We start from the raw sequence: 12383 nt of genomic DNA, 5'->3' as shown, positions 1-12383 counted from the left end.
CTCGTCCGGGGCCTCGGCGCGACCCCGGTCGACCACCGGGCGCCGCAGCTCGCCGACCGCCTGTGGGGCCTGGCGCCCGACGGCGTCGACGCGGTGTTCGACCACGTGGGCGGCCCCGGCATCGTGGACTCGTGGGCCCTGCTGCGCCGCGGCGGCACGCTGGTCTCCTACGGCAGCGCCGCGACCATGGACCAGGTGGGCAGCTCGCAGCTCCCGGTCCTGCTCCTCGTCGGGCGGCTCCTGCTGTGGAACACCCTGCCCAACGGACGGCGCGCGCACTTCTACAATTTCTGGGCCGGCCGGCGGCGGCCCGTACGGTTCTACGACCGGTTGCGCGAGGACCTCACCCAGGTGCTCGAGCGGCTCGCCGCCGGGGCCCTCACACCCCAGGTCGCGGCCCGGTTGCCCCTCGTCGAGGCCGGCCGAGCGCTCGCCCTCGCGGAGTCGCACACCGTCGCCGGCAAGGTCGTGCTGGTGCCGTGACGACCGACCCGGTCCGGGTCCGGGTCCGGGCATGCAAGGACCCCCCGCACACCCGTCAGAGCCCGCCTGCCCTTGCTGCCTTCCGGCCCTGGGGGAGTTCAGCGAGATGACGCCGCACGAGGGGTCGACGACAAGCCTAACGCAGCCCGGCGCCCCGGATCGACCCGGGGCGCCGGGCGCGGGCTCAGCGCCGCAGCGCCTTGCGGGCCAGGGCGTTGCCGAGCACCTGCACGACCTGCACGAGCACGATGATGATGAGCACGGTGGCCCACACCACCTCCCAGTTGAAGCGCTGGTAGCCGTGCCGGATCGCGAAGTCGCCGAGACCGCCGGCGCCGATCATCCCGACGACGGCCGACATGTCGATCACCGCGATGGTGAGGAAGGTGAAGGCCAGGATCAGCGGGCCCAGGGCCTCGGGGATGAGCACCGACCACACGATCCGCCAGCGAGAGGCCCCCATCGCCCGCGCGGCCTCGACCACGCCGGGGTCCAGGGCCACGAGGTTCTGCTCGACGAGCCGCGCGAAGGCCACGGCGGCCATGATCGCCATGGGAGGGATCGCTGCCTCCATCCCGATCGTGCGCCCGACGAGAGCCATGGTCAGCGGACCCACGGCGAAGACGAAGATGATGAACGGGATCGGCCGGATGGTGTTGATGAGCAGGTTGAGCACCGTGAAGACGGTGCGGTTCTCCAGGAAGTTCCCCCGCCGCGTCACGTAGACGGCCAGCCCGAGGGCCAGGCCCGCGACCCCGGCGATGAGCAGGGAGATCGAGACCATCCAGAGCGTCTCGCCGAAGGCCTTCTGCAGCAGCGGGACCAGGTAGTCCCAGTCGGTCTCGTTGTTCATCGACGCCACCTCCTCAGGAGGGCGAAAGGACTCCAGAACGGGTGGTCGACGCCTCCCAGGCGGTCGGCACCGAGGGCCTGGTGCGGGTCCGGGGCGGACGGTCCCTCGTCAGCCTCGGAGGAGGCGGTCGTCGCGCGGGGCCCGACGGCGTCGGGGTCGGCGAGCGGGTGCTCGGCGGTCCCGAGGTCCAGGACCGAGGTGGAGCGCGAGAGGTCGGTGATGAACCCCGCGATGGCGGCGTCCTCACCGGTGAGCTCGAGGGTCAGGGACCCGTAGGGGCGCTCGGCGATCTCGACGATGCCGCCGTAGATGATGGTGCCGTCGAGGGGGTGCTCGCGCAGGGCCCGGGTCAGGTCGGTGGAGGAGGCGCCGTCCTCGCGCACCGCGACGGTCACGATGCGGCCGGGGTGACGGTGCCGGAGACGTTCGAGGGCGGCGGGGCTGGGCCGGTCCCGCAGGGCCGTACCCACGAAGCGTCGGGTGGCGCGGTGCTCAGGACGGGCGAAGACCGAGTACACGTCGCCGTGCTCCACGACCTTCCCGTCCTCCATGACGGCCACGCGGTCGCAGGCGTACTTGACCACGTCCATCTCGTGGGTGATGACGACCACCGTGACCCCGAGCTCGCTGTTGACCCGTCGCAGCAGGTCCAGCACGTCCTGGGTGGTCTCCGGGTCCAGGGCCGAGGTCGCCTCGTCCGCCAGCAGGATCTTGGGGTTGGTCGCCAGGGCCCGGGCGATGCCCACCCGCTGCTTCTGCCCACCGGAGAGCTGGGAGGGGTACTGGCGTGCCTTGTCCGACAGCCCGACGAAGTCGAGGAGCTCGGCGGCGCGGTCCTTGCGCTCCTCGCGGGGCCAGCCGGCGACCGCGAGCGCGTAGCCCACGTTGCCGGCGACGGTCCGTGAGGACAGCAGGTTGAACTGCTGGAAGATCATCCCGATCCCGGCACGGACCCGACGCAGCTCGCGCTCGGGCAGGGCGGTGACGTCCTGCCCGTCGACGATCACCTCACCGGCGGTCGCGGGCTCGAGAGCGTTGATGAGACGTACCAGGGTCGACTTCCCGGCACCGGAGTAGCCGATGACGCCGAAGATCTCGCCGGTGCGGATGTCGAGGGTCACGTCGTCGACGGCGCGGACCTCACCGGACTTCGCGGGGAAGGTCTTGACCGCGTGGCGGAAGCTGACCATCGGTGGGGCGGTCGTGCTCACGGGGGCCTCGTTCCGAGGTTGGGGGTGGGGGTGGTCGTCGGGGCAGCACGACCCCCTGCGGCGTACTGCCCCGACGACGTGCGGTGCGCGGGTGCCCGGCCGGTCGAGGCCAGCCGGGCACCCGCGCCGAGGCCTCAGCCCTGGGAGTCGGCCTGCACCTCGGCGAGGTAGCCCTGCAGCTCCTCGGCCGACTGGTCGGCGATCACGGCCGTGCCGCCCGAGCCGGCCACGAGGGCGTCCTGGACCTCGGGGTCCTTGTAGAGCTCGATCAGCGCGGCGAAGCGCGGGTCGTCGGCGTTGTCGGCCCGGGCCGCCCAGACGTTGATGTACGGGCGGGCGGCGTCCGAGCTGGCGTCGTCCTGGTAGAGGGCGTCGGCGGCGTCGATCCCGGCGTCCTCGAGGAAGTCGTTGTTGATGATCGACGCGGAGACCGAGTCCAGGGCCAGGGCCGTCTGCTGGGCGTCGACCGGGGTGACGGTCACGCGGGACTCGTCGGGCAGCACGTCGGCCTCGGTCGAGAAGGCCGTACCGCCGTCGCGCAGGGCGATCAGGCCGGCGTCCTGCAGCACGAGCAGGGCACGGGAGAGGTTGGTCGGGTCGTTGGGGACCGCGATCTCGCCACCCTCGGGGATCTCGTCGACCGAGGTGAACTCGGCCGAGTACAGGCCGAGCGGGTAGACGGCGGTCGCCGCGATCGGGACGAGGTCCTCCCCCGCCTCCACGTTGTACTGGGCGAGGTAGAGGATGTGCTGGAACTGGTTGAGGTCGAGCTGCTCCTGGCTCAGCGCCGGGTTGGGCTGGGAGTACTCGGTGAAGTCGACGATGTCGACCTCGAGCCCCTCGTCGGCGGCCTTCTGCTCGAAGATCCGCCACTCCTCCGAGGAGGCCCCGACGACGCCGATGGTCACGGGCTCGTCGGAGGCGGAGGCATTCTCGGCGCCGGTCTCGGTGTCGGTGCTGTCCGAGGAGCAGGCCGCGAGGCCCAGGGTCAGGGTCGCGGCGGCGAGGACGGCCGAGGTGCGCAGGGCGGGGCGGCGGGTGGTGCGGCTCATGGTGGTTCCTTCGGTGGTGCCGGTGGTGTGCCGGCGGGGGGGTTCAGGGGGAGGCGTGCTCAGCGGCACGCAGCACCACGGGCTGTCGACCGCTGCTCTGAGGGCAGGGGACGACGCCGCGGGCGCGGTGGGGCAGGCGGGGTTCCGGCAGCTGAGGTGCCGGGGGCCGACGGTCGGAGCGGTGGAGCTGGGCCCGGTGTCCGGGCGGTCAGTCGGGGCTCAGGCGGTCGCGGCGTCCCGCTGCAGCATTCGCATGCACATCATCGCGCGGGCGGAGGCCGCGTCGATGTGCAGGGCGAGCATGCTGTGGCGGGTCATGGCGACATCGTGCCCTGGCGCGAGGCGCCCACCAAGCCGGATGGACACTTGTCTTGCATAGTGGGACGCGAAGGGGCGGTTCTCGTCTCAGCACGTGACCGACGTCACCCCGGCGATGCGAGGGCGGGCCTGCGGCTCCGAGCCCGGGTCCCACGGAGCGAGGGCCCCGCGTCCGCCCCGCGCGCACTCCTCGGGCCGAGCCACCAGACTCGTCCACGACGTCGCGACGGAGGAGGGCATCATCACCTGGACCCTGTGGCCCAGCATCGCGGGCCTCGCCCTCGCGGGCCTCGTCATCGTGCTGGCCGGCACCCGCCTGGCACGGACCGCCGACGAGCTGGCCGACCGGACCGGCATGGGCGAGGCCGTCGCCGGTGCCCTGCTCCTGGGCGCGGTGACCTCCCTGCCGGGCATCGTGACCACCGTGACGGGCTCCCTCGCCGGGGACGCCGCCTTCGCGATCGCGAACCCCGTCGGCGGCGTGGCTGTGCAGACGGTGTGGCTCGCCATCGCTGACCTCGTGTACCGGCGGGCCAACCTCGAGCACGCGGCCGCCTCCCTGGAGAACGTCCTGCAGACCCTGGTCCTGGCTGCCCTGCTCTCCGTGCCCGTGATCGCCTACGCGACCCCCGACCTGCTGTGGGGGTGGATCCACCCGGCGACCCTGCTGATCCCGGTCTTCTACGGGTACGGGTTCGTCCTGCTGCGCCGCATGCACAAGGCACCCATGTGGAAGCCCACCCAGACCGACGACACCCGCGAGGACGAGCCCGAGCCGCCCAGCTCGCGGTCGACCGCACAGCTGTGGGGGATCCTCGCCTCTCTCGCGGTGGTCGTCGGTGCGACGGGGTGGGTGATCGCCCAGGCGGGGCTCGGGGTCATCGAGGCCACCGGGCTGCCGAGCGGCGTGGTCGGGTTCACCCTGACCACCGCGATCACCTCGCTGCCCGAGCTCGTCACCCTGCTCGCCGCGATACGCCTGGGCGCCCTCACCCTCGGGGTGGGCAACGTCATCGGCGGCAACGCCTTCGACACCCTCCTGATCGTGGTCGCCGACCTCACGTACCTCGACGGGTCCATCTACGCCGCGGCCGGACCCTCGAGCCTGGTCCTCCTCGGCGGCACCGTGCTCATCACGACGATCCTGGCCGGCGGGCTGGTCGTGCGGGACCGCAAGGGCATCGGGTTCGAGGGCGTCGCGCTGCCCGCGGTGTACGTCGGGACCGTCGCGCTCGCCGTCGTCGCGTCGTGAGCCGGAGCCACTGACCCGCGGCGGGGCTGCCGCGATCACACCGGGTGCGCGAAGCCCGTCGAGCTGAGCGTGACGCTGTAGCCGAGCAGGCCCGCCAGGAGCAGCGCCACCAGGGACACCACCAGCAGCACGCCCCTCGCCCTGCGCGCCCGCCAGGCCACCGCCACGACCACCCCCCAGAGCCCGAGGACGACGGCCGAGCTCACCAGCGCGGTGGTGCGGCGGTACTCCGCGGTACAGCTCGGGTCCGCGGGGTAGACGGCCGGGCACACGACGTCGAAGCCCTCGGCCCACCAGATCGCCGCGAGGGACGCGACCGTGACGAGGGTGCCGAGAACGATCGGGACCCAGCGGTAGCGCGGGGCGGAGCGGGGGCTGCTCATCGGTCGATCAGATCACGGGGCCAAGGTCGCTCTCGACCGCACTCGCTCCCGTCGCGCCTGCCCGTGCGGCGCTCCCTCGGCCCGGTTCGGCTCCCGGGCTCTCCTCCGGTACTCTCGGTGGGCCAGGAGGATTCGCCTAGTGGCCTATGGCGCACGCTTGGAAAGCGTGTTGGGTTAACGCCCTCGGGGGTTCGAATCCCCCATCCTCCGCCGTGTGCACGACAGCGAAGGGCCCGTGACCCGCAGAGATGTGGGCGCGGGCCCTTCGTCGTCATGATCGGCTCTGCCATGCAGACGTCAGCATCGCCGAGTGGGAGGATCCACGCGTGCTCCTGACCATGACGACCGACGCCCAGGCAGCCAGCGACCTGGGCTACCTCCTGCACAAGCACCCGGACCGGGTCCAGTCGTTCGAGCAGTCCTTCGGCGTCGCCCACGTCTTCTACCCGGAGGCGACAGACGAGCGCTGCACGGTTGCGCTGCTGCTGGAGGTCGACCCGGTCGCGCTCGTCCGCGGGCGGGGTCGAGGTGCGCCGAAGGACGTCGCCTTCAGCCTCGCGCAGTACGTCAACGACCGGCCCTACGCGGCATCCTCGATGCTCGCCGTCGCGCTCGGGAAGGTCTTCCGCACCGCGATCGCCGGACGGTGCGACGCCCGCCCTGATCTCCCGACGCGCGACTGGGACCTCTCCATCCACGTCCCCGCCGTCCCCTGCCGAGGTGGCGCCGAGGCCGCAGTCCGGCTCTTCGAGCCGCTGGGCTGGGACGTCGACGCTCGACCCGTCCCCCTCGACCCCGAGCTGCCGGCATGGGGCGAGTCCCGGTACGTCGACCTCCGCCTGACCGGCACCCTCCGCGTCGCCGACGCGCTGAGCCATCTCTACGTCCTCCTCCCGACGCTCGACGCGACCAAGCACTACTGGGTCGGCTCTGACGAGGTCGAAAAGCTCGTGCGCGCGGGTGCCGGTTGGCTCTCCGCCCATCCTGCGCGGGACGAGATCGCCCGGCGATACCTGGCGAACCAGCACGGGCTCGCGGCCTCGGCCGTCGCTCGGCTCGCAGAGGTCGACGACGCCCGGCCGGAGCTGCTCGACGACGCCCCCGACGCAGAGCTCGAGGACGTCGTCGAGGAAGCATCCGCTGAGTTCACGTCGCACCTGCCAGAGGCGGTCAATACTGTCCCGCTCGCTCGCCACCGCCTGGACGCCGTGGTCGCTCAGCTGCGTGCGTCCGGTGCACGGAGCGTCGTCGACCTGGGATGCGGCGAGGGTGCGCTGATCAGCGCGCTGCTGGGTGACCCGGCCTTCGAGCGGCTGCTCGGTGTCGACGTCTCGCACCGCGCACTGAGCACTGCCGCGCGCCGGCTCCACCTCGACACGCTCCCGGACCGGCAGCGAGAGCGTATCGAGCTCACCCAGTCCTCCGTGACGTACACCGACGCACGCGTCGCAGGCTTCGACGCCGCGGTCCTCATGGAGGTGATCGAGCACGTCGACCCACCGCGCCTCCAGGCGCTCGAACGGTCGATCCTCGGAGCCGCGGCACCCGGCGTGCTCGTCGTGACGACCCCCAACGCCGAGCACAACGTGCGGTACGCCTCGATGGCTGCAGGCACCATGCGGCACCACGACCACCGCTTCGAGTGGACCCGGGAGGACTTTCGGGCGTGGGCGCAGACCGCGGCGGACCGCCACGGCTACGCGGTCGAGCTCCTGCCCGTCGGCACGGAGGACCCCGAGGTCGGTCCCCCGACGCAGATGGCCGTGTTCCGACGGGACGCCCCCGCGGCGGTTGCTCTCGACGGAGGTGCACGATGACCACGCTGCCCGTCCCGGCCCTGTCCCTCGTGGTGCTCGTCGGGGTGTCCGGCTCGGGCAAGTCGACGTTCGCCGCCCGGCACTTCGACCGGTTCGAGACCCTCTCCTCGGACTTCTGCCGCGGCCTCGTCTCGAACGACGAGAACTCGCAGGAGGCCACCGCCGCGGCGTTCGACGTCCTGCACCACATCGCAGGGAAGCGGCTCGACGCCGGACTGCTCACCGTCGTCGACGCCACGAACGTGCAGCAGGCCGCACGGAAGTCCCTCGTCGACCTGGCGCGCGCGCACGACGTCCTGCCCGTCGCGGTCGTCCTCGACGTACCGGAGCAGGTCTGCCTCGAGCGGAACACCAGCCGTGCCGACCGCGACCTGCCCGCTCATGTCGTCCGGCGGCAGAGGGACCAGCTGAGGCGCTCGCTGCGCGGGCTCAAGCGCGAAGGGTTCCGCACCGTCCACGTGCTCGGGGGGACGGAGGAGATCGACGCCGCGGTGATCGAGAGGCAGCCGCTGCGGAGCGACCGGCGGGACGACCACGGGCCGTTCGACGTCGTCGGAGACATCCACGGGTGCCGCTCGGAGCTCGAGACGCTGCTCGAGCGCCTCGGGTACGTGCTCGTCCGCGACGGCGAAGGCCGGCCGGTCGATGCTGAGCACCCCGACGGGCGCCGGGCGCTGTTCGTCGGGGACCTCGTCGACCGCGGCCCCGACAGCCCGGGAGTGCTGCGCCTCGTGATGGGGATGGTCGCCGCGGGCCACGCCCTCGCCGTCCCGGGCAACCACGAGAACAAGCTCGTCCGCGCCCTCGACGGACGTGCCGTCCAGGTCTCGCACGGTCTCGAGACGACGCTGGCGCAGCTCGACGCCGAGACCGAGGAGTTCCGCGCGGAGGTGCGGGAGTTCTGCGACGGGCTCGTGGCACACCTCGTGCTCGACGGTGGTGCCCTCGTCGTCGCGCACGCCGGGCTCAAGGAGGCCTTCCACAACCGCGCTTCCGGGCGGGTCCGGTCCTTCGCCCTGTACGGCGACACGACCGGCGAGACGGATGAGTTCGGCCTGCCCGTGCGGCTCCCGTGGGCCGAGGACTACCGCGGCCGGGCGATGGTGCTCTACGGGCACACGCCGACGCCCGTCCCGACCTGGGTGAACAACACGATGTGCCTCGACACCGGCTGCGTGTTCGGCGGTCACCTCACCGCCCTCCGCTACCCGGAGAAGGACGTGGTCCAGGTCCCGGCCGAGCGCGTCTGGTACGAGCCGACGCGTCCGTTCCCGAGCGCGTCCGGTCAGGACGCCACCAGCGACGGCGCCCTCGAGGTCGCCAGGCGGGACCCAGACGTCCTGGACGTCACGGACGTCCTCGGCAAGCGCGTGGTCGAGACCTCCCGGCACGGCCGCGTGACGATCGCGGAGGAGAACGCCGTCGGCGCCCTCGAGGTGATGAGCCGGTTCGCGGTCGATCCCCGGTGGCTCGTCTACCTGCCGCCGACCATGAGCCCGTGCGCCACCGCGCCCGACGGGGACCTTCTCGAGCATCCAGACCAGGCCTTCGAGGCGTACCGGGCCGAGGGTGTCGACCAGGTGGTGTGCGAGGAGAAGCACATGGGCTCGCGGGCCGTCGTGCTCGTATGCCGCGACGCCGAGGTCGCCGCAGCGCGCTTCGGCATGCCCGCGGGTACAACCGGGGTCGTCCACACCCGTACGGGTCGGCCCTTCTTCGACGGACCGCGAACGGAGCAGCTCCTCGACGTCGTCCGTGCGGCCGCCTCCGCCGCTGGACTCTGGGACCAGGTGGGCCGGGACGGCAACCCTGCCGACTGGCTGCTGCTCGACTGCGAGCTGATGCCGTGGTCCGTCAAGGCGGAGGACCTCCTCCGCCACCAGTACGCCGCCGTGGGCGCGGCTGCCCGCTCAGCCCTACCGCCGGCGGAGGCCACTCTTGAGGCGGCCGCTGCCCGAGGGCTCCCAGTCGGCGAGCTGCTCGACCGCACGCGCTCCAGGCACGCCAACGCGCGCGCCTTCGGCGACGCCTACCGCCGATACGTGTGGGCTACCGACGGCCTCGACGGCGTGCGGTTGGCACCGTTCCAGCTGCTCGCCACGGATGCGGGCAGCTTCGAGACGCGCGACCACCTGTGGCACCTCGCGGTCGCGGACGCGCTCGTCCGAGCCGACGAGTCGGACGTTCTCACGACAACCGGCCGGGTCGTCGCCGATCTGGACGACGCCGCCTCGTGCGCCGCAGCGGTCGGGTGGTGGAACCAACTGACAGCGGGCGGGGGAGAGGGAATGGTTGTCAAGCCGCTGGCCAACTACACACGCGGTCCGCGTGGGGTGGTGCAACCAGGGATCAAGGTCCGCGGGCGTGAGTACCTGCGGATCATCTACGGCCCCGACTACACAGAGCCGGCCAACCTTGCCCGTCTCCGCTCGAGGAATCTGGGACGAAAGCGCAGCCTCGCGCTCCGTGAGTACGCGCTCGGGCTCGAGGCGCTCACCCGGTTCTGCGCGGACGAACCGCTGTGGCGGGTCCACGAGGCCGTCTTCGGGGTGCTCGCACTCGAGACGGAGCCCGTCGACCCGCGGCTGTGACGGCAGCTCGGCCGCAGGGCAAGCGCAGATTGCGAACCCAGCCGGGACATGGGGCCTCCTGGCTGACTCCCCCGCAGTCGGCTCGCAGTGGTAGCAGTTCTGGTAGCAATTTGCCTCCGGACGGACCTGCCGGCGCCCACCCGGCGTCGTCCGCGCACCCCGTTGACCTGCACGGACACGTCCACCCGCACCCGCCTGAGCCCCCTCCAGGCCACTTGGAAAGCGTGTTGGGTTAACGCCCTCGGGGGGTCGAATCCCCCATCCTCCGCAGCATGAAGGGCCCGTGACCTGCAGAGATGTGGGTCGCGGGCCCTTCGCCGTCAGCGCAACCCCACTCCCCCAGCGCGCACGAGGCGCGCGCGCGACGTAAGCCCGGGTGCTCGCGGAACACTTCCTGGTATGAGAGCCGATGACGAGCCGCCCCGCCTCAGAGCAGCCCGGGCGACGGCAGGACGTTCCGAGACGCAGCGCTTCACTGAGCTCTGGGACTCCGCCGCACATCGGATCCAGGCGTACGCGATGCGGCACGTGGACCCCGACACGGCGCAGGAGGTCGTCGCCGAGACCTTCCTGGTCGCATGGCGGCGTCTGCGGGACGTCCCCGGAGATCCGTTGCCGTGGTTGATCGTCGTGGCAAGGAACACCATCTCCAACGACCGACGGTCGGTGTACCGCGCGCGCACGCTCGAGACCGAGCTGAGGCGGCTGGCGTCAGTCTCGCGGGCGTCGGAGGAGGCCCCCGACGGGGAGGTCCTCGAGCGGGAGACCATGCTCCGCGCTCTGGCCACCCTCACCGGGAAGGAGCGCGAGGCGCTGCTCCTGCTTGCCTGGGACGGCCTCTCCCCTGCGCAGGCCGCCGAGGTGCTCGGCTGCACGACGACGGCGTTCAACGTACGGGTCCACCGAGCACGCCAACGGCTCCGGTGCGTCGTCGACCGCGACCCGGAGGTCTCGCGAAGCACCGATGGGCCCTCGCCGAACGGAACCTCGGGACCGCTTCGTAGGCAACCGATGGATCTGTCCCCCCACGGAGGAACCTCAAGGAGCCCGCGATGATCCCCTCGACGATCGACGAGCAGCTGGCACGGCTCGCCCCGACCGATGCACCAGACCCTGCCCGCCTCGACGCAGCGCGAGCGGCCGTGATGTCTCGAGTCACCGATCCCACCGCTGGCTCGCTGCCGGGTCACCAGGAACCAGCGCGCCGGTCGGTTCGGCGTCTGGTCCCCGCGGCCGCGGCAGTCGTCGGTCTCACGGCGGTACTTCTCCTGTGGCCGAGCTCGTCCCCCGAGATGTCCGCCTTCGCCACGTGGGTTCCGACCCCGGCCCCCGTGACACTCGGCGACAAGGCCTTCCAGAAGAACGCCTGCACGGAGAGCATCTGGCGTGACGAACGCCCCGCCACGGCGGCATCCCCCGACGACCTCGAGCCGGTCGTGGTCGAGAGACGCGGCGAGTGGCTGTACACGCTCCTCGTCAGGGGCCAGCGGGGCGCCGGCAAGGACGTCGTCTACGAGTGCCTCATGCCGTTGGAGGGCAGCCCTGTCGACTGGGGGCAGTGGGCGGGAAATGCCTCCGCAGGCGCCGGGGCGACCGAAGCGGCCTGGCAAGGGGCCACAGGCGGAGGCGAGTGGCGTTCGGCGTGGGGGTACGTCGGGACAGAGGTCCACGCCGTCACGATCACCCGGTGGGACGGGGTAGAGCTGCAGGCCACCGTCACGGACGGCTACTTCGCGGCGTGGTGGCCCGGACCGGAGAGGGGAGGGGCGGAGATGGAGGGGTTCACGGTCACGTGGTACCTCGACGACGGAAGGCGCGGCGGAAGCCAGGAGGTGCCGGGGTCCTGAGCGTCACGTCCAGATGCGGTTGCCAATCGCCCAGACCTGGTGCCTCATGCCAGCCCCGAGGACGTCCGCAGCGCGCACCTTCGCGTCGACGCTGGAGGACGGCTGGCGCCCTCACCTCAGGTGCCGGGCGGGCTGCCGTCGTCGTCTCCGTGCAGCGCGTCGAGACGGGGCGTCCGGCGCAGCCCGGCGGACGCGCCGCCGACGACGGCGACGGCGCAGCACAGGGCTGCGAGGACCAGCGCCGTGGTCAGCCCGGCGGTGGCCGCGACAGCTCCCCCGGCAGCGGCGCCCAGAGGTTGGCCACCCCAGGCGATCATGCGGGCCGTGGTGTTCACCCGTGACTGCAGGGGCATGGGCGTGATCGTCTGGCGGACGATGATCGCGTGCAGGATCGCCACCGTCGCCGCCAGCTGCCAGCACACCAGGAGCGCGGCCGCCACCCACCACGTGGACGGCAGGGAGAGGGCCAGCAGCGCCAGGCAGGCCGCGGCCCACGCACCCAGGCTCAGCGTCCCGACGCGCAGGCGGCGCTGCAGCCGCGGCGTCACGAGGGTGGCGAGCAGGGCACCGGCGGGC

10 protein-coding genes, 1 tRNA gene, 1 other RNA gene and 1 pseudogene are annotated in these 12383 nt (G+C 72.1%); 7 read left to right on the top strand and 6 right to left on the bottom strand.

What is annotated here, in order from left to right; all coding sequences use genetic code 11:
* The coding region (locus L0B03_RS07275; protein WP_250445135.1) for a zinc-binding dehydrogenase at positions 1-483 on the top strand (483 nt) is incomplete at its 5' end.
* A gap of 32 nt (positions 484-515) precedes the next feature.
* On the opposite strand, the gene ffs is transcribed toward L0B03_RS07275, so the two are convergent.
* The 4 genes from ffs to L0B03_RS07255 all read right to left on the bottom strand — a co-directional run bounded on the left by ffs (position 516) and on the right by L0B03_RS07255 (position 3599).
* Positions 516-612: signal recognition particle sRNA small type (gene ffs / locus L0B03_RS07270), an RNA gene on the bottom strand.
* Between the two features lie 55 nt (positions 613-667).
* Positions 668-1336 (bottom strand): methionine ABC transporter permease, encoded by a 669-nt coding sequence (locus L0B03_RS07265; RefSeq protein ID WP_250445134.1) that lies wholly within the window; start codon positions 1334-1336, stop codon positions 668-670.
* On the bottom strand, positions 1333-2547 hold the full coding sequence (locus L0B03_RS07260; protein WP_374204902.1) for a methionine ABC transporter ATP-binding protein: 1215 nt from the start codon (positions 2545-2547) through the stop codon (positions 1333-1335). The genes L0B03_RS07265 and L0B03_RS07260 overlap by 4 nt, the downstream gene beginning before the upstream one ends.
* A gap of 134 nt (positions 2548-2681) precedes the next feature.
* Positions 2682-3599 (bottom strand): MetQ/NlpA family ABC transporter substrate-binding protein, encoded by a 918-nt coding sequence (locus tag L0B03_RS07255; RefSeq protein WP_250445133.1) that lies wholly within the window; start codon positions 3597-3599, stop codon positions 2682-2684.
* Positions 3600-4011: 412 nt separating this feature from the next.
* On the opposite strand from L0B03_RS07255, the gene L0B03_RS07250 reads away from it, so the two are divergent.
* Positions 4012-5169 (top strand): hypothetical protein, encoded by a 1158-nt coding sequence (locus L0B03_RS07250; RefSeq protein ID WP_250445132.1) that lies wholly within the window; start codon positions 4012-4014, stop codon positions 5167-5169.
* A gap of 35 nt (positions 5170-5204) precedes the next feature.
* Here the strand turns inward: L0B03_RS07250 and L0B03_RS07245 are convergent, their stop codons facing one another.
* A complete protein-coding gene (locus tag L0B03_RS07245; protein ID WP_250445130.1) occupies positions 5205-5552 on the bottom strand; it encodes a hypothetical protein in 348 nt (115 codons plus the stop codon).
* A gap of 125 nt (positions 5553-5677) precedes the next feature.
* On the opposite strand from L0B03_RS07245, the gene L0B03_RS07240 reads away from it, so the two are divergent.
* The 5 genes from L0B03_RS07240 to L0B03_RS07220 all read left to right on the top strand — a co-directional run bounded on the left by L0B03_RS07240 (position 5678) and on the right by L0B03_RS07220 (position 11807).
* Positions 5678-5762: transfer RNA gene (locus L0B03_RS07240), tRNA-Ser, on the top strand.
* Positions 5763-5878: 116 nt separating this feature from the next.
* Positions 5879-7369: a 3' terminal RNA ribose 2'-O-methyltransferase Hen1 gene (locus L0B03_RS07235; protein WP_250445129.1), complete on the top strand. Its 1491-nt coding sequence runs from the start codon at positions 5879-5881 to the stop codon at positions 7367-7369.
* Positions 7366-9960, top strand: coding sequence for a polynucleotide kinase-phosphatase (locus L0B03_RS07230; RefSeq protein ID WP_250445128.1), 2595 nt, complete (start codon positions 7366-7368; stop codon positions 9958-9960). The genes L0B03_RS07235 and L0B03_RS07230 overlap by 4 nt, the downstream gene beginning before the upstream one ends.
* Positions 9961-10359: 399 nt before the next feature.
* The gene (locus tag L0B03_RS07225) at positions 10360-11016 is read left to right on the top strand and encodes an RNA polymerase sigma factor (RefSeq protein ID WP_284501496.1); all 657 of its coding nucleotides are present in this window, start codon (positions 10360-10362) and stop codon (positions 11014-11016) included.
* On the top strand, positions 11013-11807 hold the full coding sequence (locus L0B03_RS07220; protein WP_250445127.1) for a hypothetical protein: 795 nt from the start codon (positions 11013-11015) through the stop codon (positions 11805-11807). The genes L0B03_RS07225 and L0B03_RS07220 overlap by 4 nt, the downstream gene beginning before the upstream one ends.
* Before the next feature lie 116 nt (positions 11808-11923).
* On the opposite strand, the pseudogene L0B03_RS07215 reads toward L0B03_RS07220, so the two are convergent.
* A pseudogene (locus L0B03_RS07215) lies at positions 11924-12383 on the bottom strand (MFS transporter); the annotation flags it as partial.

Origin of the sequence: Actinotalea sp. C106 (assembly GCF_023630195.1) — a bacterium.
Taxonomy (GTDB): Bacteria; Actinomycetota; Actinomycetes; order Actinomycetales; family Cellulomonadaceae; genus Actinotalea.
The sequence above is the reverse complement of the archived record's forward strand: the minus strand, read 5'-3'. Positions and strand labels throughout refer to the sequence as shown.